The organism is Microcoleus sp. M2_D5, from assembly GCF_036701935.1.
In the GTDB taxonomy this organism is placed as follows: domain Bacteria; phylum Cyanobacteriota; class Cyanobacteriia; order Cyanobacteriales; family Microcoleaceae; genus Microcoleus.
In genome coordinates, this window is record NZ_JAUBRP010000048.1 from 1 (window position 1) to 25,603 (window position 25,603).

The window sequence follows — 25,603 nt, forward strand, 5'->3', positions numbered from 1 at the left end:
TCCCGCCCGTCCACTCATGACGGGCGGGACGCCCATCCCACTTTCAAGAGTGGAAGTTATTTAATTCTCATTCCTTAAATCATGTCCAATCGAGCGATCGCAATTTTTGTAGGGGCGGGTTCACCAACAATACCTGCCAATAATTGACAATCTCAAAAACCCGCCCGGCCGAAATATTATGGTTAATCCATAGGACATGATATTAAATAAAATACACCCTAAATTTAGTGAATTTCTCATTAAATAACAGTTAGTGTTACTTAATGACAGCTTCGGTCAAAATTACCTTACCATTCTGGCGGACTTGCAGGCGTTGGGGGTTGATCGAGTAGATAATATTGCCGTTAGTCGCTTCATAACTTCCGTCATCACCTGCTGTTACTTGCATGACATTGATTTGGGTGCCATTTATTTTGCTAAGGCCGCGGTAAAAAATATCGCCTTCCTGGGTTTTGCAAATGTATATAGAAAAGTTGGGCGTTGCGAAAAATTGCACCATTTCGGCCCTCGGACATCCCTCAACTTGAGCAATTTGCAGCGGTTGATTATTGCCCAAAGTGTTGGGTGCGGGTTGATTTAGTGCAGTTGCTTCTGCTGAGGCGGTCAAAAAGCCTATCGCACTAATCCCCGCCATAACTAGAACTACTGCTTTAATGTCCTTAACTGTATCTTTATAAAACATCCTGTTACTCCTGGTTTTAACTATATAATTACATCTTAAGCTATCTTTGCTGGATATTAATAATATTTAATCTCAGAGGTGAGAGGTGCAGGGAACCCGGTATACCCTCGGTTTAAGTAAGGTGCGAACTGTGCACCTAACACCCGTGAAAATACACAAGTATGTCAATGCGATCGCAGGCAAGCAATCTCTTGTATTTATGACATTTTTAAGATTTTATGACTTGTTCACGCCGATTTGAGAAACCGGGTTTCTTCATATATTTCTCGTTACTAAACCTTTGATTTTCGTAGAAACCGGGAATCAGCGCCCCCATGTCGCGAACGGACTCTTTTATATCAATTCCGGTTGCATTGGAATGATTAAACCGCAGAGAACGCAGAGAACGCAGAGTCAATCGATTTTAGATTTTAGATTTTAGATTTTAGATTAAAGAATTGACCCCACGGATAAATTCGGGGGCTTGTTTATCGCATACAGGTTTTTTATTTCTCCGTCCTGAGTCTGCGAAGGAATGAATCCGGGGGCTTGTATCCTGGATGCTTTCGGTCAGAGAACAGAGAGATGAATACAGGACTCGGAAGGGCGGATTTGATATTACACGGTAATGTTTATTTGCACTTACCTATTTATTAAATAATAAAAAGGGAAACAGAAGATAGATTTTTCCTCCCATTTCCCCTTTTGAAAAGAACCGTCTTCCTGACTGCGAACCTGGTAATTAATTAACTGCTGCCAATTGTTTGTCTTTGATTTCCACTGGCGCGGTTAATGCTTCTTCCAAATCCGCACAGCCGAGTTTTTCCTCCAGAATTGCCATCACTTCGCGACCGAAATCATTGGAATTACGCTGCCAAGCTTCTAAACAAATTTGCCCGAAAAAGGAACCCAAAGGCTCGGGATTCCATAGCAATTTGCGCGCTGTCCAAGGCATCAAACTCATCGGATCGTAACCCGGTTGCAGAATCTCCTTTTTAAAGGCGTATTCTTCTAAAATTGTGTGCGGCTGCAACCCGATAAAGAAAATAGCTGGTTCTACTTTATCTGCTCCGAAAATCCGCTCTAGTTCTCGGTGATAAGCAATAGTTTGCCGGATGGTTTCAAAGGTTTCGTCAATGACGTTAAACGAGTAATTAACGGAAACCACATCGTTGTAACCTGCTGCTTTTAAATCGCGACAATTTTCCAAAACTACTCGCAAGTTGTAGCCCATCCGCATTTTCCGAACCAGTTCTTGGGAACCGCTGGTGATGCCGATTTCAAAGTAATTCATCCCCGTTTTTACCATCAAATCGCACAACTCTGGTGTGAGATTGTCCGCACGGATGTAAGCGGCCCAGTGTATGTCGTCCATGCCGGCGGCGATGATTTTTTGCAATAATTCAACTGCATCATCGATGAATTTGCGTGCTGGGATAAATTGAGCGTCGGTAAACCAGAAATTGCGGATACCTCGATCGTACAATTGCCGAATCTCCGCCACCACCTCATCCGCCGGATTGATCCGCACTTGTTTCCCCTCAATCACCGTATAAATGCAGTAACAGCAATTGTGAGGACAGCCGCGCTTGGTTTGGACTCCCACGTAGAAGTCCATATCCTGTAGATAATAGGAAAATTCTGGCCAAATGGTTTCGATGTAGTTATAGTCGCAAGCAGTTTTCTCGATGTTGGCTGGTTTTTCGTGAATTAGCTTCGCGCGCGGCACAGTTTCTCCCACCACATAACACCTTTCCTCGGCCAAATCTTCGCCCTTAATCAACTTCTCCAGCAAAGCTTCGCCTTCCCCCACCGAAACCACAGTGCCCGTGGGCAAACTGCGTCCCAACTGCTCGTAAAACACGCTCACAGCACCGCCTCCGACCACTGCACGAGCTTCGGGGCGGTATTTCCGGGCCCGCTTCAATCCGCGCTTAATCAGTCCCAAATTGCGCCAGAGTTCGGTGTAGTAAGACGCGGCTAAACGCAGTCCTCCGAGTGCTCCCCGGAACTTGATCAGGGGATTTTTGGCGTAGTAAAACTCGAAGGCATTTTGCAGCGGGTTGCCGCCCCGGCCGCCCACGGGGGCGTAAATTTGAATGTCCCGCCAAGAGAAAACTAGCAGAGTCGGCTTAAACTCGTCTATGCTGGCATCTAAAGCTTTAGCGAAATCCAGGGGGGGTACGGCACCTAAATCGAAAATGCGCTGTTCGACATCGGGAAACAGCTTGTGTACGTGATCCGAAAGATAGACAACTCCGATCGGGAAAATCGGATTGCAAGGGAGGCGAACGTACAGGACTCGGTTTTCTCGGTTTTCCATGATTGCCATATCCTAAAGTGGAACTTTTTCAGCTATGTTAATATTCTTTTAATATAACTTTACAATATGTCTAATTTTCGCAATTTGACATTAAATATTCTTAAATTTTTTTAAACTGGCTAAAAGCCGAGCTTGTTGGTGTCGATCGGCGACAGCAGCAGAAAAAAGCTAATTTTTAAGTGAATACAGCTTATTTTGACAAAAAATCTCTGCTAGGAGTCAAAAAGCCGATATTTATCCGGTTATATTTTAATAGAAGTTCGATCGGTCTCTCATGTATTAGGGAGTTGGTAGTCGGCTTTACAGTAGGCGGGATCGCCTAGTGTTAGCCTGAGAAGATAACTAAAACTTTTAGGCAAGGCTCCCTCAGCAGTTATGGCTCAAATTCTTGACCCCGTACCCTCAAACATTGACAGCAAGATTCTGTGCTGCTACGTCAACGCCACCAGTCAGATTCAGATTGCTCGCATCGCCAACATTCCTAACTGGTACTTTGAACGAGTGGTGTTTCCCGGACAGCGCTTAGTGTTTGAAGCGATGCCCGCTGCAGCATTGGAAATTCACACCGGGATGATGGCTAGTGCAATTTTGTCGGATAAAATTCCTTGCGATCGCTTGCAGATTAACGAAGGCCCCTATTCAAAGGTCAATCCTAGCAGATCCCCAGAGGCAGTTCAGGGCGATCGAACAATCATGGCCGGCCGCCCCAAATCCAGAGAAATCTCAGAACCTTTGACTGTACCGGCGCTAACCGCCGTTGATTAATCCCAGTTGTGAGTTTTGAGTTATATAATTGTCAGTTAATTGATAACTCCGCGCTCAAAATTCCAACTTCTGCAAAGCGGTAAAAACTCAACAGTTAAGAATCAAAGTTTGTGAAATGAATTTTAGATCAAAACTCACAACTGGAAATATTGTCCGGTTTTTCGTATTTCTCTGAGTTTGGTTGGCGGGCCCAAAAGCTGTGCAAAAATATCCTTAAACAGCTTCTCGAATTCAGCCATGTCAGCACAACCTCTTGCTTCTTCCCCATCTTCTGCCCCAGTATTTGAGCCGGCGGTATTCCGGCTTTCTCCCCTGATTAGAATCACGCTGTTGAGCTTGTACACAGCCCTGACAATTCCATTGCCGTTTTTGTCGGAAGTAACGAAAGCACCGGTTCCTCCCGCCGCACTCTGGGCGGGAATTGTTGTTGGGGCTGTGGGCCTCTACGGCGTGCTCAGTGAAAGGGTAATTTTGAGCGAGGAAGGGATTGAAGTCACATATCCCAAGTGGTTTCCGCATTTTTTTCGCAAGGGTTGGTCCCTACCTTGGACTGAGGTAAAAGCTCTCAAACCTCGATCGACCGGTCAAGGAGGTTTAGTTTACTATTTTTTGAGTCATTCGGGTGAAGGTTATTTGTTGCCAATGCGGGTGGCTGGATTTGGTAAATTAGTCGGTTTGGTGGAAGCAAAAACAGGTATTGATACTAGAGATGTCCGCCCTTTGTCGCAGCCTTGGATGTATCTTATTTTGCTGGGATGTACGCTGCTGCTGCTGTTGGTGGATGCGTGGACTATTGTTACGGCGATCGGGCTTAAAGGTAATCTGTAAATTTATTGTGGGGCGGGCCGAAGAGCTCGCCCCCAATATGCAGGTTAAATGTGGAACATCTTATTAGGAATGAGAATTAAATAACTTCCACAAGTTTGTGGGATGGGCGTCCCGCCCGTCTTTTAAGGACGGGCGGGACGCCCATCCCACAATAACAATTAAAGTTGTAAGTTATTTAACCCACATTCCGCAGGTGCGATCGCCCGATCGAGTATTTTTAAAAGATGAGCAAAATTGAAGCGCCTGATATTAGAGTACAAGATATTGACCACTGTGGACTAATTGCTGGCATCTGTGATGATATGGGATTAGTCGAACAACTCGATCGAATGCTGGGTACTCACCCGCAAGAAATCGTCACCCCTGGTCAAGCCGTCAAAGCGATGATTTTGAATGGGTTAGGCTTTGTTAGCGCCCCCCTGTACCTGTTGGAAAGCTTTTTTGTGGGTAAAGCCACAGAACACTTGTTGGGAGAGGGTATCAAACCGGAACACTTAAATGATGACAAGCTCGGGCGCGTTCTGGACAAAATGTACGCTTTTGGTCTGACAGAACTCTTCGTCACAGTGGCACTGTCGGCGGCGCGACATTTTGGCGTAGATATGCACAGCCTGCACCTAGATTCGAGTTCCCTCCACGTCGATGGCGAGTACCTCAGCAATGAAGATGACACCACAGAACCAGGTACAATTCACATCACCCACGGCTATTCCAGAGACCACCGCCCAGATTTAAAGCAATTCATGGTAGACCTCATGTGCAGCGGGGACGGAGATATCCCTTTGTACCTGAGAGTTGGAGACGGCAATGAAACCGACTCTGCTGTATTTGCCCGACTGATTCTGGAATTCAAACAGCAATGGGATGTCGATGCACTGTTTGTCGCTGACGCCGCCCTCTACACAGCGGATAACCTGCAACAAATGGCACAGTTGAGATGGGTATCCAGAGTCCCAGCTACCCTAAAGGGTGCCAAAGACTTGTTGCAAAACATCCATCCCGATGCCTTCGTCCCCAGTTCCCTGGCAGGGTATCAGATAGCAGCAAGCTGCAATTGTTATGCCTCCATTCCACAAAGATGGCTGGTGGTGAAGAGTCAGGCGCGGTTGGAATCAGACCTCAAACAATTGGAGAAACGCCTCGCAAAACACGAAGCAAAAGCCCGTGCCGCCCTCAAGCAATTACAGAGTCAAAAGTTTGCTTGCCAACCAGATGCCCTAACTGCTGCTGCTGCATTGTCGCAACAATTACCCTACCATCAATTGCAGGACTTACAAGCGATCGAAATTGTCGAACACAAAAAACGTGGCAGACCCAGCAAAAATGCCGTCGGTGAGAAACATTATCAGAGCTCTGCTGTACTTGCCCCGAAAGATAGTGTCATTGATGCCGAAAGGCAACGTGCTGGATTGTTTCTGTTGGCGACCAATGTGTTAGACGAGAAGGTATTGAGTGACGACCAAATCCTACAAGAATACAAAGCACAGCCATCAACAGAACGAGGTTTTCGGTTTCTCAAAGATCCCTTATTTTTTACTTCGAGCGTTTTTCTGAAAACTCCCGAACGAGTAGCTGCCCTAGCTGCGGTTATGGGTTTGTGCTTGTTAGTATATAGTTTAGGTCAACGCGCGCTGCGTTTGGCTCTCGAACGCGCCAAACAAACCATTGATAACCAAGTCGGTAAGCCGACGGCAAAACCAACTTTGCGATGGGTGTTTCAATGTTTTATGTCAATTCATTTGTTGACAGTTAATGGTGTCAAACAAATTACCAATCTTACCCAAGAAAGATTGTGGATTATCCAATTCTTTGGCGCTCCTTGTCGCAAATATTACCTGCTTTCTTGAGATCGAGCGCTAGAATTGGGACGAACTCCCCAACGGTTGGCGCTAAGCGTATCGCGAGGAAAAATCTAGTAAAATGAGATAGTTTGCGACGCATCTGGCGCTAAGGCAAGAGCCAACGATTGTGTTGCCCATCAGGTGCGATAGTTAGACTTTTATCTAATACGATCTCTCCCAATATCTGGTCGGTCACAAGTGCTGTGAATGTCAGAATTTTCCACCATTTTCCTGTACCTCAACCGGACACTAGAAATGCTCAATATTGCCTCTTATTTTTGCGGGTTCGGTGGTCCAATCTTTGAAAAATACTCGATCGCGCGATCGCACCTGCGGAATGTGGGATTTAATTCGCGCTCCTTATCAAACACGCATAAAAAAGAAAAACCCGGTTTTTTAAAGAAGCCGGGTTTTTGCATATTCTATTGTTTATTTAAGCTACTTAACTTCAGCAGAGCGCCGACTGTTAGGTGATTCGTAGTAAACTCCAGAACCTGTATCGGAGACAAAATGACAATCCCAGTAAGAGCGAATAAAGCTCTTCCAAATTGGATCGGTTGACTTGCGATAATAATCGCCCAACACAGGTTTAATTGCTTCCGTTGCTTCCTTCAAGTGATAGTGCGGCATTGTCGAGAAAATGTGGTGGGCTACGTGGGTGCCGATATCGTGATGGATGGAATTGATGATTCCGTAGTCGCGATCGATCGTAGACAATGCACCTTTCAAGAAATACCAATCATCTCCGCGATACCAAGGAATATCGGCTTCTGTGTGGTGCAGGAATGTTACCAAATCCAGCCACATCACGAACACTACATAGGGAACCAAGTAGAACTTGAGTAAAAACAGCCAACCAAACTGATAGGTTAGCGCGCCTAAAAAGCCTACCATCAGTACCAAGGATGCGGAACTTGTCAACACATCCCATTTTTCGGACGGACGGAAAATCGGGCTACCGGGCATGAAGTGAGAACCAGTTCGATCGGGCGATCGGCGAAATAGATAAATTGGATAGGCAAATAACATCAAATAAAAGCGTCCTAGCTTTTCGTACCAAGGCATTTGATTGTATTTGCTTTCCGATACCGGATACCAGCTTTCATCGTTATCTAAGCTGCCTGTATTTGCGTGGTGGGTTCTGTGACTGATCCGCCAACCGTGGAAGGGCACGAGAATTGGAGCGTGGGACAGGTGTCCGATCAGGTTGTTGAGCCATTTGCTCTTAGAAAATGAACCGTGTCCGCAGTCGTGACCCACTACAAACAATGCCCAAAACATGGTTCCCTGCATCAACCAAAAGATTGGATAAAAGAGCCAGGAATCCAGGGTGTAGGCGATCGCATACAAACCTGCGATGATGCCAATATCTAAAAAGAAATAAGCCAGAGATTTCCATGCCGATGGCTCAAAACAGTGGGCTGGGATGGCTGCCTTGATATCTTGAAGAGTAAAAGGTAACTCTGCTGTACGAGAGGATGAGCCTTGATTGCTCGGCTGATTGAGAACAGTATTTGATTGCACGAAGTTTCCGATTTAAGCTGACTTGAGAAACCGCATTCCGCCTTCTTTTAACAGTCAATCGATTTGAGATTTTAGATTTTAGATTTTAGATTCACTCCACAGATGAATCTGGGGGCTTAAACTAATATCTAAATTTTTGGCTCTCCCGGACAGGAGTCGGGGGGTTGTATCCCCTATGCAGGTGAGGTAACATTCAACCTGCAAGGAGCCATCTTTTTACTCTGCAAGGGTTTCTAAAGTTATTTAGTTCGCATGAATAGCCCGTCCGCGATTCTCAAGCAAGTTGGCTTGTCGAATACTTGTGTCGGAAAAATTAGTGCGATCGACCCTGTTATCTGAAAAAATCTCATGTGCCCGTTGTTGGTGCGAAATGCGACTTCCATCTGAGAGTGGACATCTGGAGGAACTACCTCCAGTCTGCAGGTAGCATACAGCGTTTCGAGCAGGAATTGTGAACGAGAGTGTAGGGAAAAACCATCGATTTTAGATTGGCGATTTTAGATTCAAGCACAAGTCTCAAATCTCCCATCTCCCATCTCCAATCCGAGGCTTGGGTTTCACACAAGTTCTACCCAAGCGACTGTTCACTACTGTTCACAAATTCTGCAAGAATTGCTAAAGCTAAGTTAATGTAACATTTCTACACACATTCTGGCAATGACTTACCAGAAAAACTTGAAAATCCATAAATTGCGGAAAGTGACGGGCGATCGCTTTCTCGCTTTTTTATTTTCTAGGCTCCAGCTTTTTCTAATATGAGCTTAGACCGTTTTACCATTTCTGGAACGTCGATCGGATAATCACCAGTGAAACAAGCCGAACAAAAACTCATCGGGTCTTCGTTAGTCGCCTTCAGCATTCCATCCCAACTCAAGAAAGCCAAGGAATCAACCCCAATTTGGGTGCCGATTTCTGCGACTGACTTAGTAGCAGCAATCAACTGATCTTGATTGTCGGTGTCGATACCGTAGAAACACGGATGAGTCACCGGCGGCGAGGAAATTCTCATGTGAACTGCTGTTGCGCCAGCATCCCGCAAGGCTTTGACGATTTTGCGACTGGTAGTACCGCGCACGATCGAATCATCGATAATAATTACCCGCTTTCCTTCCAACACATCTTTGAGAGGGTTGAGTTTCATGCGGATTCCTGACTCGCGCATTGTCTGAGTCGGTTGAATAAAAGTGCGCCCCACGTAGCGGTTTTTAATCAATCCTTCGGCGTAAGGAATGCCGGAAGCTTGAGAAAAGCCGATCGCCGCCGGGATTCCAGAATCGGGAACGCCGATGACTATATCAGCATCAGCCGGAGATTCTGCTGCCAACAAACGCCCGATCCGCAGCCGGTAGCTGTACAAACTTTCACCTTCCATCTGGCTGTCGGGGCGAGCAAAATAGATCATTTCAAAGATGCAAAGTTTGCGCTTTTGTTGCTGACTCCAGTGGAAGGAAGCCATACCTTCATCTGTAATCCAAACTAATTCCCCGGGTTCTACGTCCCGCAAAAATTCAGCACCGATAATATCCAATCCACAAGTTTCCGATGCTAAAACGTACCGTACCGGAGTTGTGGGGAGGATGCCAATTACCAGCGGGCGGACGCCCTGGGGGTCGCGGACTCCCATCACGCCTTTGGGGGTGGCGATCGTCAAACTAAAGGCTCCTTGGCACATAGCAAAGGCACTGATCGCTGCTTCCAGCCAGTCTTTGCCCTTGTCTACCTCGGAACCGATCGCCACTGCGATCGCCTCTGAATCCGTCGTGCTGACAAATTCGCACTTCCGAGACAGCAATTCTTCGCGCAATTCTTTGGTATTGACAAGATTCCCGTTATGTGCTAGAGCCAGACTTCCCAAACGAGTTTCGACAACCACAGGCTGAGCGTTGACCACGCGGGACGAGCCGGTAGTAGAGTAGCGAGTGTGGCCTACGGCTAAGTTACCGGGCAAGTGACCTAAACTCGATTCGTTGAAGACTTGGGAAACCAGTCCCATATCTTTGTGGAGGTGTACTGTGTCACCGTCAAAGGTGGCAATTCCTGCTGATTCCTGACCGCGGTGCTGCAAGGCATACAAACCGAAGTAGGTCAACTTGGCGACATCTTCACCCGGTGCGTAGATACCGAAAACGCCGCAAGCTTCCTCTGGCTTGTCGGGTTTGCTAGAATGCTCGTCAGCCGCGAAGGAATGGTTGGGAATCATAGATGGGTGGGTTCCTAATGGGGAAGGTGGGCTAGGGGGACAGTTTCAGCGGGAAATCTTGTTTGCGAGAGCGTCGCATAACTTAACATTCCCTTAATCTTGCCACGGATCTGTCATTATTTCCAACTCGTGTAGCATTTCAGACAGAAGCTATGCGGCGTTCAATGGCATTGTAGTATCGATCGCCCCCAAATCCTATATTAACCTTGATTAACGGCGGGCGAGGGATTTGTCGAGGGAGGCGGCGAGGAATTCGGTGATTGTCCAACGAAGTGGGCGCAACACCAGACTGAAGAGATAGGCGATCGTGCAATCGCAAATAAATTATAAACTTGCTTCACGGGCTTTTTCAAATATTAGAATTTAAGGGCGATCGAGCTTGACTTTTTCATAAAATTGACCTACTATATCATCATGGGAATCTGTGCGGCCATGTAAAGTCATTTTTGGGCGCGGGAAGTTATAGCAATAGCACGGAGCAGATAAGTTTTTCAGTTTAATTTGTAGGGTGCGTCGCTGCGAGATTGTCGATCGAACTTGCAGATTGTTTCGGGCGACGCACCTGACTAATTTGTGGTGCGTTGTTGTGAAATAGTCGATCGAACTTGTAGATTGTTTCGGGCGACGCACCTTACGGTTTCAACCCGCTACGCGGAAACCATAGCCACGCGAAAACCGATGTCCGAGTAACGATCGCCCGCCGAATTGCTAAGACGATACGCACTGCGACAATTCACCGCAGCGTCCTTCCATGAACCGCCACACCGCACCCGGCGATCGCTTCGATCGTTGTCGGGATGACTGCACCATTCCCAAACATTCCCGTGCATATCATAAAGTCCAAAAGCATTGGGTGAAAAATTCCCGACATCAGTTGTTTGTTTGCGGTAAAGTCCCTTCGGTGCCCCACCATAGGGATTATTGCCATTATAATTAACTAAATCTGGGGTAATAGTTTCGCCAAAATAGAAAGGTGTTTTAGTTCCGGCGCGACAAGCATATTCCCATTCCGCTTGTGAAGGTAAACGATAAGTCTTGCCTGTTTTTTGAGAAAGCCGCTTGCAGAATTCCACAGCATCATTCCAGCTTACTTTTTCCACAGGAAGTTTCGCACCTTTGAACTCAGAAGGGTTATTTCCCATCACCGCTTGGTATTGTTCTTGAGTTATCTCATATTGACCCATAAAAAAAGCAGGAATATTCACGGTACGCTGCGGCCCTTCATAGCTACTTCGTCCGGCTTCCGTATCGGGCGAACCCATCACGAAACTGCCGCCAGGAATTGCTACCATCTCTAGAGTAATACCATTACCAATATTTTCTATAAAAGCCTGTGCTTTTCCTGGACGGCGGTTGAGAATTTGCCCTGCTGAGTTGACTGTCACTGTTTCAAAAGTAAAGCTTTTTAAAGCATTGGAAGATGGCTGAGGTTTTGGAGATGGTTTTGGCGATGGACTTTCTGCTACAGATTGTGGAGATGGTTTGGGCGATGAACTTTTGGCTGTAGTTTTTGGAGATGATTTTTGAGCAGATGATTTAGGAGATGGGGCCGCATTTTTGGATGAAGGTGGAAGATTTGGCGAAGATGAAGAAGTTTTGTTGTTCAACAAACTTTGACCCAGCACAGCTAATGCAAATCCTCCCCCAGCAAAACCCGCTAATTGCAAGAAACCTCGCCTTGTTGTGTTAGTTCGTAACGGCAAAGAGTGCTGTGGAACCACAGGAATTGTGGGAGTTGGTATCGGTGCGGGAGTTTGTCTTGACTGACGTTGAAAATCTCTTAAAACTTCCTCTGCTGATTGATAGCGCTGCTGGATATCTTTTGCCAACAACTTAGATAAAATCAATTCCAATTCCTTGTCTATGGGACTTTTCAAATGTTGCTGCCAATTTGCAGTCCAGCTATAACCGTGTTCCGTCCACAAACCATAAGGATGTACCCCCGTCAGTAGATGAAAAGCCGTCGCCCCCAAGCTAAACAAATCGCTGGCTGCATAAGCTTCACCCCCTTGCATTTGTTCAAGCGGTGCATAACCGTGCGAACCAATTTGCGTTCCCAGTCGCGATACAACTGTTCCCGACAACTGTTTGGAAACTCCGAAATCAATCAGCATTAACAAACCGTCGCTGCGACGGCGCATAATATTTTCCGGCTTAATATCTCGGTGAATAATGTTTTGTTCGTGAATAAACTTTAGAACAGGTAGAAGTTCGAGTAAGAGTTGCTTAACTTGGCTTTCTTGCCAAATTCCCTGATTTTGGAAAAGCGTCAACAAATTATCCCCATCCACAAACTGCTGTACGAGATACAAATATTTGTTGTCTTCAAAGTAGGCATCAAGGGAGGGAATTTGGGGATGTTGTCCTAGCTGTTGCAGTTGTCTGGCTTCTTGCTGAAATAATTCTACCGCTTTGTTAATCGCCCAAGTTCCCTGGACATTTGGTGCTAATTGTTTAACGACACAGCGTTGATTTAGTCGATCGATATCTTCTGCTAAATAGGTTCTGCCGAAGCCACCTTGACCGAGGAGTTCGATCGTGCGGAAACGATTTCGCAGGATGGGTACGAGTTGAAGACCACAACTGATGCAATATGTTTGCCCGTCCGGGTTTTGAGGATTGGGGCAGTCGGGATTGATACAGCAAATCATTTATTGTATGAATGATATTGTTTATATTGTATAGATTGACTGGGCGATTGAATCGACGATTGATAGGGCGATTGAAAAAATTAGCCTAATTTGTAGGGTGCGTCGCTGTGAAATTTTCTAGGCAATTTGCAGATTTTTAATGCGACGCACCTTACTATTGTGTGGTGCGTCGCTGTGAAATTGTCGATATTCCTTACAGATTGTTTCGGGCGACGCACCCTACGGCTTCAACCCTTGCTGTGCGGGTGAGTGTCTGACAAGACGCGGTTTCAAACGCCGTGTGCATGCAAGGCGATTAGACAGATCCAATCCGACGCTCGATCGCACTCCAGTACCGATCGCCCATATCACCAATCCCAACCTCAAGTAACACTTGATTGTCAGCACTCAACACCCGCAAAGGCGATTCAGTACCCCCAACTAAACCGATTTTGTGCCACATTTTGGTCAAATGTTCTTGCAGGTAAGCTTCCCAAATTTCTTGATTTTTCGGTGCGACTGAAACTACAATGCAGTTGCCCATTTCACCAAACAAAATTTCATCCCAGCGACTGACATTTGCCGAATTGCAACTGAGATGAATTTCCGCACCCATTTTAGCAGAAATACAGCATTCCGCGAGGGCGATCGCCATTCCACCTTCCGCACAATCATGGGCCGAACCTACCCAACCTTGCCGAATTCCATCGCGACAAACCGATTGCACTTTTCTTTCTAACTCAAAATCTATCCTTGGCGGTTTTCCAGCTACAATCCCGTGAATTGCCGCTAAATATTCCGAACCTCCCAAAGTGGGAGAAGTTTCGATTTTTGAGCTTTCAGATGGAAGTTCTGAGTTTTGGGATGATTCCCCTATTCCCAGCACATAAATTAAATCGCCTTTCTTTAGCCAAGCTTGGCCAGAAATCTTCTTCAAATCGGGAATCAACCCCACCATTCCGATTACCGGAGTCGGATAAATTGGTTGAGGATTCCCCTCAGCATCAACCGTTTCATTGTAAAGAGAAACATTGCCGCCAGTAACAGGCGTTCCCAACTCCCGACAAGCATCAGCAATGCCGCGACAAGCTGACGCTAACTGCCAATATCCGATCGGCTTTTCGGGACTGCCAAAATTCAAATTATCAGTAACTGCGAGAGGTTCAGCACCCACACAGCTTAAATTTCTCGCTGCTTCCGCTACGACTGCTTTTGCACCTTCATAAGGATCGAGATAAACATAACGAGAATTGCAATCAACCGTTGCAGCAACTCCAGGAATCATCCCCAGGGGCGCTTCCTTCTTGCTAAGGGGGGGAGAAACTTTTGGAGTTTCCCTACCTTGTGCCTTTGTAAATAGAGGAATTACCTCTTCTTCCTGTTTGCTTTCGGAAGCTAGAGAAACAGCATTTTCTCTCTGTAGATCCCCCTTAGCAAGGGGGTGTACTTCTACCCCTTCAGCAAGGGAAGATTGGCAAGGTTCTAGCGGGCGCAATCTGACAACCGCAGCATCAGCGCCTCCCGGTAAAACAACAGTATTGTTTTGCACTTGATGGTCGTATTGGCGATAAACCCAGCGTTTAGAAGCGATGGTGGGAGTATCTAAAAGCGTCAGCAAAATCTGATTCCAAGTTTGGAAATTACCGTTAATTTCGATACCTTTAACTGTGGATTGTGGCAGAGAATCCGCTGTCCATTCCCAGACTTTTTTAGCATATTCTGGTGGTTCTGTCAACAGTTCTCGGTGATAAATTGGCGTGTTATCTGCCAAAGCAGTTGCGGTAATTTCGGCAGCGATTTCGCCTTTAAAGAGAATTCGGACGATCGGCTCTTCGATGACTGTACCCGCTACTACGGCGTGCAATCCCCATCTGTGGAAAATATCGATTAATTCCTGTTCGCGTCCTTTTTGGGCAACAAACAACATCCGTTCTTGGGATTCTGAAAGCAGGTATTCGTAGGGAACCATACCGCTTTCTCGAACGGGAACTTTGTCTAAATCGAATTCAATGCCGACGCCGCCTTTGGCTGCCATTTCTGATGTGGAACAGGTGATTCCCGCCGCCCCCATGTCTTGGGCGGCGACGACTGCACCGGTTTTGAATGCTTCTAAACAAGCTTCAATTAAGGATTTTTCTAAAAATGGATCTCCTACTTGGACTGCGGGGCGATCGTCCATTGATTTGTCGGTCAATTCGGCACTGGCAAAACTTGCTCCTCCCATGCCATCTCGCCCGGTAGTTGAACCGACATAAAGCACGGGATTTCCGATGCCGGATGCCCCGGATTTGACGATTTCTTGAGTTTCCATTAAACCCAAGGCCATGACGTTAACTAATGGGTTGCCGGAATAAGCAGGATCGAAGTAAACTTCGCCGCCAACTGTGGGTACACCGATGCAATTTCCGTAATGAGAAATACCGGATACTACTCCTTTGAATAGCCTCTGAGTTTTGGTATCATCTAAGTTGCCAAAACGCAGGGAATTTAAAAGTGCGATCGGGCGCGCACCCATTGTGAAGATATCGCGGAGAATCCCGCCGACACCGGTTGCTGCACCTTGGAAGGGTTCGACTGCTGAGGGGTGGTTGTGCGATTCAATTTTGAAGGCGAGTTGCAAGCCGTATCCCAAGTCTACGACGCCGGCATTTTCTCCAGGCCCGACGAGAATTCGAGATCCCTCTGTGGGAAACTGTTTTAATAGCGGCCGCGAATTTTTGTAACAGCAGTGTTCGCTCCACATGACGCCGAACATTCCCAATTCAGCTTTATTAGGATGGCGACCTAGACGCTGAACGATTTCTTCATATTCTTCTGGTGTGAGTCTTTCACCGGCAATTTGTTCGGGGGAAAATGGGGATTCGGAGATGGGAGACATGGAAACTCGTTATAAACCACAGGCTTAATTCTAAATGCCCTGCGCTTGGTTAATCTAAAATCTATAATCTAAAATCTAAAATCCCAGGCATTTGCTTGGTTAATCTAAAATCTAAAATCTAAAATCTAAAATCGAATGACTTTACCTCGAAATCTCAATTTTGCCAACCAAAACTTGCGGAACCGTTCTTTTAAAGGGCTTGACTTGTCAGGGGCGAATTTCAGCGGTTGCGACATTCGAGGCTGCAATTTCACCGGGGCGATTTTGAGGGGGGCAAATTTTCAGGGTGTCAGAACCGGACAAAGCCGCAGGCGGGTGAGAAATTTGATTGCCAGGGCTGGGGTGACAGCGGTGACAGTGACGGCTGCTGGGGCTTTGACGGGACTGATAGCCGGGGCGGATGCGGGGGCTGTGGCTGTGGCTGGAACCGCTGCGACGGCGATTGCTGCGACTCGGTGCGAGGCTGGGATTGTGGCGGGGGCTGTGGCTGGGGCTGCTGCTGCGATCGGCGCTAGCGGTATTGTGACATTTTTGGGCGGAGATACTCTCAGGGGAATTGTCTTATTTTTGGTTTCTGGGGTAATTCTGGGGTTAACTGCGATCGGCTTTTTTATCGCTGTTGAACAGATAGAAAAATTGTCGATAACGTCGTTTAGAAAAGCTGATTTAACTGATGCTGTATTCGATGCGGGGGTGGTTCTAGATGCAGATTTTTCTGATGCGCGAGGAGTGCCGTGGTAGACTGCACAATTACTGATTTTTTTGATTTTTTACCGAAAGCATCCAGGATACAAGCCCCCGGATTCATCCGTGGAAAAATAAAAAACCTGTATCCGATGAAACTTGCCGAACGTATTTATTCGTGGGGTGAATGCTTCAATTCTAAAATCTAAAATCTAAAATCTAAAATCTAAAATCGATTGACCCATTCCCGTAATTCTCGCACTGCTGTGGTTGCGCCTGTAGTTTGAGTGCGATCGATAAATTCCTCAACTTTTGCAGTAGGTAGCATCGGGAAAGCCCGCGAAAAATTGCACTCGGCATATTCGCCATTTTGCAATTGATAAAACTTGATGCTTCGTCCATCGTACCGCCAAATTTCGGGTACGCCTAAATCTGCATATAAATCGAATTGATTTAAGGAACTGCTGGTAATATCAATTTCCAGTGCTAAATCGGGCGGCGGATCTTGAGCAAAGTCTAATTCTGTTCTCCCTCTGACCAGTGCTTCATTCTGGATATAATAACAGGAATCTGGTTCTTTACCCGCTGCTTTTTTGCGTTTTTTGATCGTCATCGAGCCAAAGGGGTTGTACTCTAGATTGAGTTCTTCTATGAGAGTTACAATTAAGCGATCGATCAGCCTGTTGCGATTTTCATGTTCCGGTAGCGGCACCATAATTTCTAATTGACCTTGATGATAAGCAATTCTGGTGGAACGTTGGTTGCCCAGTTCCGCTAGCAGGCTTTCATATAACTGCCAACTGATATTTTGCAGTAAAACTCGCTGTTCGGGGGGCGTTGATATTGTTAGCATTTTACTTGAGTTTTAGAGCTTGAGAATATTTTAATTGATTCTTTTTTTTTGCGAACAGCACAAAAAGTATCTGCCGACAGCTACGGTCATGCGCTACTCTAGTTAATAATAGACTGTGGTCATTAGTCCTTGTTGTATGAAGTTGCGATCGTTCTTTTCTTTCCTCCTTGCTGGCGTCTTGGCACTCTTAGGCTTGAGTGCCGGTGGTTTTTACTGGCTGACAACTCACACTCCCCTGAATTTGCTCGCTGGCGGGCCGACAACTACTCCGGCTGCGGCTGTGTTTGTCTCGAAACAAGCACCTTTGTTAGCATCAATGCTGGTAAATCCCGATCGCCTCGAAGCATTGCGACAAGTTTTTGCCACTCCCGAAGAAAGAAGTCGATCGCACGCAGAATTTGAGCAAATCAAAAAAAGTTTCCTCGGCAATACAGGCCTCGATTACAGTCGAGATATCCAACCTTGGATAGGTGACGAAATTACCCTCGCCGTCACAAACCCAGATTTCGATGGCGACAGCAGCAACGGCAAACAAACCGGGTTTTTGCTGGCCGTTTCCTCCCAAAAGGTCGATCGCAGCCAAAAATTTCTTGACTCCTACTGGCGCCAACAATCTCGTGGCGATAAAACAGTGCAGTCGGAAATATATAAAGGCGTGAGAATTAATTATAAACAAGCACCAAAATCCCAGAAAAAATCTGCTTCGCTTTCGCCTTTTAATCCGTTTTCTCTGCCGACTTCCAAGTTGCCATCCAGCTTCGCAACAGCAGCCATCGGCGGTAATTTTAATTCTGGGAATAATCAAAGTTTTGTTTTATTTTCCAATAGCCCGATTGTGATTCGAGATGCAATTAATAACCTTGAAACAGCAAACCTAAATCTCAACAATACCCCGGAATATCAAAAAGCTTTGCAGCAGCTAACTCAAGGCAGAATCGCTTTAGCATTTGTCAATCTCCCGCAATCAGCAACCGAGCAAAATCCCCAAGTTTCTCTTAATTCCCTCGCAGTTGCTGTCGGAGTCAACCGACGGGGATTGCTGGCTCAAACTGCTTTAGTGACATCGCGAGAAAACACAGCTTCTCCAACGCTTTCCGAACCTGTGCAAGCCTTGCAATACATTCCCTCAGCGAGTCCTTTCGCGGTCGCCAGCACCGACTTAAGGAATTTTTGGGCTGATTTGTCATTGGCGGTTTCTACTAATCCAGAAGTCTCAAATTTAGTCGATCGCACCCTGGGAGATATTCAGCAACTTTGGGGCGTCAACCTGCCGCAGGATATATTTGACTGGGTACAAGGAGAATACGCTTTAGCAGTGCTTCCGAATTCGTCAAATGGTGCCGACTGGATTTTTGCCGCCGAAAACTCTGCTGATTCCCAAAAGGCGATCGACAAACTCGATGAAATTGCCCGCAGCAAAGAGTACAGCATCGGCAGCTTCACTCTGAGAAACCAGAAAATTACCGCTTGGACGCAGTTGACAACTAGCCAGAATTATGGTAAAGAAAATAATAGAAAAAGTGCGATCGAAACCGAGGCAAAAGGAGTCCGAGCCACCGTCGGCAAATACGAAATTTTCACCACTTCAGTAGAAGCAATGGACGCAGCACTAGAAGCAGCAGAAACAGTCTCTTTAGTTGCCAATCAAGATTTTCAAACCAGCATTGAACCGCTTCCGCCCTCTAACGACGGCTATTTTTATTTAGACTGGCCCTCCAGCAGGGCAATTTGGGAAAAACAAATCCCGCTGTTGAGGTTAATTGAACTTTCGGCAAGACCATTGTTCGATCACTTGCGATCGCTAACTGTCACCAGTACGGGAGAAATAACAGGAATTCGCAAAGCTACTATATTTATGCGGCTCAATTAGTTAGTAGTCAGTAGTCAGTAGTCATTAGTCAGTAGTCAGAAGTCAGAAGAAAAACAAGACACTATGCCCAATTCCCCATTCCCAATAACTAAGGACTAATGACTAATGACTACTGACTAAGGACTAAGGACTAAGGACTAATAACTACTGGCTGCTTCACATTTTTCTGTGGCCCAAAATAAGCTTGAAATACCTCTTTGGCGATCGGGGCGGCGGCAACAGAACCATAACCGCCATTTTCCACAACCACGGCGATCGCAATTTCCGGTTTCTGGGCGGGCCCGAAGGCGACATACAAAGAGTGATCCTCCTGTCCGATGACCTCCGAAGTCCCTGTTTTGCCCGCCGTCAGCGGAATCGAACCGTCATTCAATCCCTGTCCAGTACCCTCGGCAACTACCGCGATCAGTCCTTCCTTAATCACCTGAACTGTTGAAGGTTTCATCCCCGTATGTACCCGTTGAGTCTCCGCTGTGCCGGTCATAGAAGTCAAAAGATGAGGCTTCACGCGATAACCCCCATTAGCGATCGAACTCACCATTACCGCCCCCTCCAAAGGAGTCATCAACACCAACCCCTGCCCGATCGACATCGTTACCGTATCACCCGCATACCAAGGTTCTTTATAAAGTTTCTCCTTCTCCTCCGGCGTCGGGATTTGACCGTAATCGCCACCGCCTAGCCCCAAAAGATTCAAATCCGTATCCTTGCCAATTCCCAAGCGCTGTCCCCACTTAGAAATTTGCTCCGGCCCGGTACTAATCCCCAATTGATAAAAAAACGTATTGCTGCTGAAAGCCAAAGCATCCCGAAAGCCGATGTCGCCGAAACCGCCACTGTGTTCGTTAAAATCAATTCCCCCCACAGTAATGTAAGACGAAGTACCGAGAATTGAGTCCGGCGAAAATTTGCCCGACTCCAGGGCCGCGACGGAAGTCACAATTTTAAAGGTGCTACCGGGGGGATAGCCCTGCGTGGCCCGATTCAAAAATGGATTTTCCGGATCTTGAAGAGTTTTCCACTCATCCTTAGTGATTTTTCGCGTAAACAGATTGGGGTCAAAAGTCGGGTGGCTGGCCATAACTAATACCGCCCCGGTGTTGACATCCAGCGCCACTACTGCTCCCCGGCGGTTCCCCAGGGCTTTTTCGGCTGCTTTTTGCATGGACAAGTCTATGGTTAGCTGCACCGCCTCACCGGGTTTGGGCGGTGTCTCTCCCATCAGCCGCAATTCTTCATTTTGGGCATTTACTTCGATCAGCCGATCGCCCCACACTCCCGCAATCTTCTCGTTAGAGCTCGCTTCTATGCCCATTTGACCGACAATCATCCCCATCGGATATTCAGGATGAGCTTCCAAGTCGGCTGCGGTAGCTTCGCCGATATATCCGATCGCGTGAGATGCCAAACTGCCTTCGGGATAGTAGCGGTTCGCTTCTGGCCGCACTTCCACTCCCCGCATTTGTCCCACCTCTTCTGCTAGTGGCACGAACACCTCTGGCGGCATTGCTTGCTTGAGCCGCACCGGTCTATAGGATTGAGGATCGACCTCTTTTATTTTTTTTAAAATTTCTTTTGCTGGAATTTTAACCAGCGGACTCAACTTTTCTGCTGTCACTTTCCACTGTTCCGGCGTTTGTTCTTTCGGCCACAAATATACCGATCGAGCTAAATTGTTTGCAGCTAGCAACTTGCCTTTGCGATCGATAATGTGTCCGCGATTCGCCGGCATGGGCACTAGGCGAACGCGATTGTTTTCGGCTCGTTCCCGGTGTTGCTTCCCTTGTATCAGTTGCAATTCCACCAGCCGACTAGCGTGCAGGCCCAGCAAACCTGTTGCCACCAGCATTAACACGATCGCCCGGTGTATCGGACGATCCTGTTTTTTAGGAGTTTCCCCCAGGCTTTTGTCAGGAGAGTGAAATGCTGAGATCGAATAAACTTGTCGTTGCATCATTCTATAGGTAGATGTCAAATCCTAGATTTTAGATTCTTGAATTGTCAATTGTGAAGTATACATCATCAGACCGGGGCGATCGGGCCTTGACCCTTGGGGGAAGCGGAATGATTGAGCGTTAGCTATTGACTAATCACTAATTAACTCATGACTGCTTACTAATCCCCCAAGCACCAAGAAATAGCCAGAAAAATCAAGGTCAGGCTCAGCCAATTAGGCAGGTGGAGCCAGCCAGATAGACCTATAGGTAACAATACCAAGACCTGTGTCAATAGGGAACCGAGGGCCAACAGCAAGGCTAAAAGTATCAAATTTATCATCTTGACACCGTACAATTTCGGATATGAGTCGATCGCCTGTGGCAGAAATCCGAGTGGCACAAGCGAGCGCGATCGTAGAGGGATTGTCCTGATAGACATAAGGAAGATAAGCCAGGAGGTGTTGAACTAATTTAAAAAAAATTATTCTTCCTCCATAGTTTGTATTCCAGGGGCTGCGATGGGTAAATTCTGAGTTGTGATTTTAAGTTGTGACGCCAGGAGTATGGCCATGTTGTTTAATCAGGGAGCCAATTTCAAAAACGGTGCGCTCTTGGGTGCGATCGCGGCGATCGTCGCCCTACCAGTTTTAGCAGAAACAGCCAATTTCGGCACTTTAACTTTATCGCGAGGTTTTGCAGCCCCAACAGCAGTTTTGAGAGGTTCCACAGGCGGATCCTACTCTCTATCTGCCATAGCCAACGCCGATCGCCACAAAAACAAATGTTTGGGTTTTGCCACCCCAACTCCCGACCACATCATAGTCTTGCAGCAAAACTTTTCAAAACTCACACTCCAAATCAACAGCGGAGGCAAGGACACAACCTTACTCGTACAAGGCCCCGGTAATGCGGTGCGCTGCGGAGACGATATAGGTCAGAATAAAGATGCTGGCATACTTGATTCTGACTGGCAAGCAGGCTCTTACAGGATTTGGGTAGGTACTGTCGAACCCGGAGTCAAGTCTAACTATACAATCTCAGTACAGGAATAGAACGCAGCGGCGCTGTTGGATGGAGACAATAAAATATCATCAAATTCTCCCCCAATCTCCCACTCTCCCACGGTTCCACTCCGTAATATCCCCCAATCTCCCGATCGAGCGCTCACTTCCCCATCCAGTAAAATGTAAAATCGAAAGTGGCGTGTTTAACCAAAATAGGTAACTCCGAAAGTGCTAAAGACTCTTAGAGCTGACTTCAGTATAATTTTCGATCGCGACCCTGCAGCTCGCAACTGGCTGGAAGTTTTGTTTTGCTACCCCGGTCTTCAAGCCCTAGTGCTGCACCGCCTCGCACACTGGCTTTACGTGTTGGGACTTCCCTTCATCCCCCGCTTGATTTCCCACATAGCTCGCTTTTTGACCGGAATTGAAATCCACCCAGGGGCAACCATCGGCAAAAGCGTCTTCATCGACCACGGTATGGGGGTTGTGATCGGCGAAACAGCGATTATCGGCGATTTTGCCCTAATTTACCAAGGTGTCACCCTAGGCGGTACTGGCAAACAAAGCGGCAAGCGTCACCCTACAGTCGGCGAAAACGTAGTTGTCGGTGCCGGCGCCAAGGTACTCGGCAATCTGCTAATTGGCAACAACGTTCGCATCGGCGCAGGTTCCGTCGTGCTTCGCGACGTACCATCTGACTGCACAGTGGTAGGGATTCCCGGCCGCATCGTCTATCGATCGGGAGTGCGCGTCAATCCCCTAGAACACGGCAGTTTGCCGGATTCGGAAGCTGTGGTAATTCGCTCTTTGCTCGATCGGATCGAGTCCCTCGAACAGCAAGTAAAAAGTTTGGTTCCTCAAGCATCTGTATCCTTAACTTCTGATCCCACTTCCCACAATTTCCACTCAGTATCACAAGCTTTAAACCAAGCCAGCAATGTAGCCTTAGCCGAAAAAACACAGCTAGTTACAACCCCTAGCTGCAACTTAAAAGATAAAGCAATTCAAGAATTTTTAGACGGCAGCGGCATCTAAAATTTGAATTGGCAAAACAGGGAATTGGCAAAACAGGGAATTGGCAATGGGGCCTGGAAGGTTATTGGTAACAAATAATTAATAACCAATAATCACTGAGTAATAACTACCCAGATTTATCAGTGGAGTCGCTTTCTTCAATCTAAAATCTCAAATCTCAAATCTCAAATCGGTTGACTTCTTTTTCAAGGATTAACCGATCGCACAGACCAATTTCCCTCCCCGTCGCGCCGATAAAGCGATCGGTTTTGCGGTTCCCCCCGCAACTCCAAAAAATCCACCGTTTCCGGTTCCAACAACAGCAAGCAAAAATTAGGCAGCGGCTCGATCGCATTTGGGGAAGCAGAATCAAAAGCACCAGCCGGGGCTTTGTCCTCCCCCGGATGAGGCCAAGCAAACTGTGCTCTAGCAGCCTCAGAAAGCTCCTGCCAAGTTGTGCGGCGCGACGAGCACAACTGGGCCTCTGGATAATCTGCCCCTACCAAAACTAGCTTTCCAGCAATCCGAAATTGTTCGCGAGTTTTGGGGAAATACCAGCAAATTTCCCCCCAAGGATAGAGGTTAATTTCCTCAGCCTTTTCACTGCGAATATCAGTAATAAATTTCAACTGATTAGTATCTCCTAAAAAGCCTCGAAACACCACAGTGCGGTTGGCCGGACGCCCGGTAGCCCGAACAGTTGCTAGTTGCAAGTAACGGGCAAAAGCAAGACTGCGGTTGCGGTGGAGCGCGCGAGCTAAGGGCGATCGCCAAAGTGCTAAAGACATAAAGGAAGAAGGAAGAAGGAAGAAGGAAGAAAGAAGAAGGAAGAAACAGTTATCCGTGAATTCCCTGTCATGCTATTGGTAATTCTATGTCAAATTCACTCTCAAAACTCAAAACAATAGAAACTCCCCACAGTGGCTACCACTGGGACGGCAGTTCCCGGCGCTTTTTTGAAGGCTGGTACTACCGAATAACATTACCCATTCACGGACAATCCTTTGCATTCATGTATTCCATCGAAGACCCCAGAGGCGGTCAACCTTACAGTGGCGGTGCAGCTCAAATTCTCGGCCCGAAAGATAGCTATTTGTGTCGCACCTTTCCCGATGTAAATAAGTTTTGGGCGCACAGAGAAAGCTTAGGTTTCGGACATTGGGGCAAAACAAATTTACAAATTAAACCCCAATATTTAGAGCCGCAAGTATTCGACAGCAGCGTCGAAGAAGGCTATCAAGCTACTGCTACTTTAAATCAAGGTTATCTGCACGATCCGGGAAGCGACAGCCACTGTTTTTGGCAGTACGAAATTAAACCTATCTATGGCTGGGGAAACTCTGAAGAAATCCAGAAATCAACGGCGGGAATGCTATCTTTACTGCCCGTATTTGAGCCTGGATGGCAAATTTTAATGGCTCACGGTTTAGCCACGGGCTGGATTGATTGGAATGGCGAACGCTACGAATTTAAAGATGCTCCCGCTTACAGCGAAAAAAACTGGGGCGGTGCTTTTCCGCAAAAGTGGTTTTGGATTAATTGCAATTGTTTTCAAGGCGAAAATGATTTAGCTTTAACGGCTGGGGGCGGCAAGCGGGGCGTGCTGTGGTGGATGGAATCGGTAGCAATGATTGGTCTGCATTACCGAGGCAAATTTTACGAATTTGTGCCTTGGAATTCGCAAGTTAGTTGGACTATTGAACCTTGGGGAAGCTGGAAAATGCAGGCTAGAAACAGCCAATTTGAAGTTGAGTTGATTGGCACTACAAACAGTCTTGGTACTTATGTGCGAACTCCTACCGAAAAAGGCATGGCTTTTTGCTGCCGGGATACGACGCACGGTGAATTGCGCTTGCAACTGCGAGAGTTGTTGGGGGGAAATGTGGAAAAAAATGGCAAGCAGCGTTCTAGAATTATCTTAGAGGCTCAAAGTTCTTTATCGGGTTTGGAAGTTGGGGGCGGGCCTTGGGATGAAGTTTGGCGATCGAATTAAGTCAGTAGTCATTAGTCATTAGTCATTAGTCATTAGTCATTAGTCATTAGTCATTAGTCATTAGTCAGTTAATAGTTAACAGTAGTCATAACAGCCATGAGCAATTTACTCGGTTTGCAATTAGGTGAATTTTACCGCAGCCAGCGGTTACAACAAGCTCTCAAGGTGATTTTGGGACTAATTTTGTGTTTGGGGACAATCTTGATGCCGGCGGCAATTGCTAGTGCTGCCGGTGATTTGTCTCGCCAACCTGTCACCGAAATTACTGTTAGTTTGGGTAACGAAGCTGGGGAACTTAAGTTTTTTCCCAATCTGCTAGAATTTGAATCGGGCAAGCGCTATAAATTATTGCTAAAAAATCCCAGTTTGCAGAAACATTATTTTACTGCTAAAAACTTTGCTGATGCGAGTTGGACTCAAAAAGTTGAAGCTGGGAAAGTGGAAATTAAAGGAGCAATTCACGAATTGGAACTTAAACCGGGCGCTATGGCAGAATGGGTGTTTGTGCCGATGAAATCTGGAACCTACAACCTGCGCTGTACGGTAGCTGGACATACGGAAGCGGGGATGATTGGCAAAATTACGATCGCCTCTTAAA

21 protein-coding genes are annotated in these 25,603 nt (G+C 46.7%); 10 read left to right on the forward strand and 11 right to left on the reverse strand.

Annotation, left to right across the window (positions count from 1 at the left end; translation table 11 throughout):
- Positions 1-256 precede the first annotated feature (256 nt).
- The 3 genes from QUA50_RS19405 to QUA50_RS19415 all read right to left on the reverse strand — a co-directional run bounded on the left by QUA50_RS19405 (position 257) and on the right by QUA50_RS19415 (position 2,984).
- Positions 257-682 carry a hypothetical protein gene (locus tag QUA50_RS19405; protein ID WP_333052491.1) on the reverse strand — a complete coding sequence of 142 codons (426 nt, stop codon included), beginning with the start codon at positions 680-682 and terminating at the stop codon, positions 257-259.
- 208 nt (positions 683-890) lie between these two features.
- Positions 891-1,079, reverse strand: coding sequence for a hypothetical protein (locus tag QUA50_RS19410; RefSeq protein ID WP_333208418.1), 189 nt, complete (start codon positions 1,077-1,079; stop codon positions 891-893).
- A 324-nt stretch (positions 1,080-1,403) separates the two neighbouring features.
- The gene (locus tag QUA50_RS19415) at positions 1,404-2,984 is read right to left on the reverse strand and encodes a photosystem II high light acclimation radical SAM protein (RefSeq protein ID WP_333266133.1); all 1,581 of its coding nucleotides are present in this window, start codon (positions 2,982-2,984) and stop codon (positions 1,404-1,406) included.
- Between the two features lie 375 nt (positions 2,985-3,359).
- On the opposite strand from QUA50_RS19415, the gene QUA50_RS19420 reads away from it, so the two are divergent.
- The 4 genes from QUA50_RS19420 to QUA50_RS19435 all read left to right on the forward strand — a co-directional run bounded on the left by QUA50_RS19420 (position 3,360) and on the right by QUA50_RS19435 (position 6,424).
- Positions 3,360-3,749, forward strand: coding sequence for a DUF1830 domain-containing protein (locus QUA50_RS19420; protein ID WP_333052487.1), 390 nt, complete (start codon positions 3,360-3,362; stop codon positions 3,747-3,749).
- A gap of 237 nt (positions 3,750-3,986) precedes the next feature.
- Entirely contained in the window at positions 3,987-4,577 is a 591-nt protein-coding gene (locus tag QUA50_RS19425; protein ID WP_333259650.1) for a hypothetical protein, read from the forward strand.
- Between the two features lie 97 nt (positions 4,578-4,674).
- Positions 4,675-4,815 carry a hypothetical protein gene (locus tag QUA50_RS19430; protein ID WP_333266129.1) on the forward strand — a complete coding sequence of 47 codons (141 nt, stop codon included), beginning with the start codon at positions 4,675-4,677 and terminating at the stop codon, positions 4,813-4,815.
- Positions 4,802-6,424, forward strand: a complete 1,623-nt coding sequence (locus tag QUA50_RS19435; RefSeq protein WP_333266127.1) for an IS1634 family transposase — start codon at positions 4,802-4,804, stop codon at positions 6,422-6,424. Before QUA50_RS19430 ends, QUA50_RS19435 begins: the two co-directional genes overlap by 14 nt.
- Positions 6,425-6,856: 432 nt before the next feature.
- Here QUA50_RS19435 and QUA50_RS19440 read toward each other — a convergent pair whose 3' ends face one another.
- From QUA50_RS19440 to purL, 5 genes are all read right to left on the reverse strand, one after another.
- Entirely contained in the window at positions 6,857-7,942 is a 1,086-nt protein-coding gene (locus tag QUA50_RS19440; protein WP_333266125.1) for a DUF3474 domain-containing protein, read from the reverse strand.
- Positions 7,943-8,675: 733 nt separating this feature from the next.
- Positions 8,676-10,142, reverse strand: coding sequence for an amidophosphoribosyltransferase (gene purF / locus QUA50_RS19445; protein WP_333266124.1), 1,467 nt, complete (start codon positions 10,140-10,142; stop codon positions 8,676-8,678).
- A 363-nt stretch (positions 10,143-10,505) separates the two neighbouring features.
- Positions 10,506-10,772 carry a hypothetical protein gene (locus QUA50_RS19450; RefSeq protein ID WP_333266122.1) on the reverse strand — a complete coding sequence of 89 codons (267 nt, stop codon included), beginning with the start codon at positions 10,770-10,772 and terminating at the stop codon, positions 10,506-10,508.
- A gap of 17 nt (positions 10,773-10,789) precedes the next feature.
- Positions 10,790-12,793: a bifunctional serine/threonine-protein kinase/formylglycine-generating enzyme family protein gene (locus QUA50_RS19455; RefSeq protein ID WP_333266120.1), complete on the reverse strand. Its 2,004-nt coding sequence runs from the start codon at positions 12,791-12,793 to the stop codon at positions 10,790-10,792.
- Between the two features lie 295 nt (positions 12,794-13,088).
- Complete coding sequence (gene purL / locus QUA50_RS19460) at positions 13,089-15,650, reverse strand: phosphoribosylformylglycinamidine synthase subunit PurL (protein ID WP_333266119.1); 2,562 nt, start codon at positions 15,648-15,650, stop codon at positions 13,089-13,091.
- Positions 15,651-15,785: 135 nt separating this feature from the next.
- Here purL and QUA50_RS19465 point away from each other — a divergent pair, with 135 nt between their 5' ends.
- Positions 15,786-16,391 carry a pentapeptide repeat-containing protein gene (locus tag QUA50_RS19465; RefSeq protein ID WP_333266117.1) on the forward strand — a complete coding sequence of 202 codons (606 nt, stop codon included), beginning with the start codon at positions 15,786-15,788 and terminating at the stop codon, positions 16,389-16,391.
- A 169-nt stretch (positions 16,392-16,560) separates the two neighbouring features.
- On the opposite strand, the gene QUA50_RS19470 is transcribed toward QUA50_RS19465, so the two are convergent.
- A complete protein-coding gene (locus tag QUA50_RS19470; protein ID WP_333052464.1) occupies positions 16,561-17,187 on the reverse strand; it encodes a Uma2 family endonuclease in 627 nt (208 codons plus the stop codon).
- A gap of 115 nt (positions 17,188-17,302) precedes the next feature.
- Here QUA50_RS19470 and QUA50_RS19475 point away from each other — a divergent pair, with 115 nt between their 5' ends.
- Entirely contained in the window at positions 17,303-19,057 is a 1,755-nt protein-coding gene (locus tag QUA50_RS19475) for a DUF3352 domain-containing protein (RefSeq protein WP_333298877.1), read from the forward strand.
- 130 nt (positions 19,058-19,187) lie between these two features.
- Here QUA50_RS19475 and mrdA read toward each other — a convergent pair whose 3' ends face one another.
- A complete protein-coding gene (gene mrdA / locus QUA50_RS19480) occupies positions 19,188-21,011 on the reverse strand; it encodes a penicillin-binding protein 2 (RefSeq protein ID WP_445243182.1) in 1,824 nt (607 codons plus the stop codon).
- 552 nt (positions 21,012-21,563) lie between these two features.
- Here mrdA and QUA50_RS19485 point away from each other — a divergent pair.
- Both QUA50_RS19485 and cysE read left to right on the forward strand, forming a co-directional pair.
- Positions 21,564-22,046, forward strand: a complete 483-nt coding sequence (locus QUA50_RS19485; protein WP_333266113.1) for a hypothetical protein — start codon at positions 21,564-21,566, stop codon at positions 22,044-22,046.
- Positions 22,047-22,226: 180 nt separating this feature from the next.
- On the forward strand, positions 22,227-23,033 hold the full coding sequence (gene cysE, locus QUA50_RS19490; RefSeq protein ID WP_333266111.1) for a serine O-acetyltransferase: 807 nt from the start codon (positions 22,227-22,229) through the stop codon (positions 23,031-23,033).
- Between the two features lie 185 nt (positions 23,034-23,218).
- Here cysE and QUA50_RS19495 read toward each other — a convergent pair whose 3' ends face one another.
- Entirely contained in the window at positions 23,219-23,800 is a 582-nt protein-coding gene (locus QUA50_RS19495; RefSeq protein WP_333266109.1) for an Npun_F5749 family FMN-dependent PPOX-type flavoprotein, read from the reverse strand.
- Positions 23,801-23,886: 86 nt separating this feature from the next.
- On the opposite strand from QUA50_RS19495, the gene QUA50_RS19500 reads away from it, so the two are divergent.
- The gene (locus QUA50_RS19500) at positions 23,887-25,005 is read left to right on the forward strand and encodes a tocopherol cyclase family protein (RefSeq protein ID WP_333266107.1); all 1,119 of its coding nucleotides are present in this window, start codon (positions 23,887-23,889) and stop codon (positions 25,003-25,005) included.
- Positions 25,006-25,101: 96 nt separating this feature from the next.
- Positions 25,102-25,602 carry a plastocyanin/azurin family copper-binding protein gene (locus QUA50_RS19505; protein WP_333266105.1) on the forward strand — a complete coding sequence of 167 codons (501 nt, stop codon included), beginning with the start codon at positions 25,102-25,104 and terminating at the stop codon, positions 25,600-25,602.
- Position 25,603: the final 1 nt, after the last annotated feature.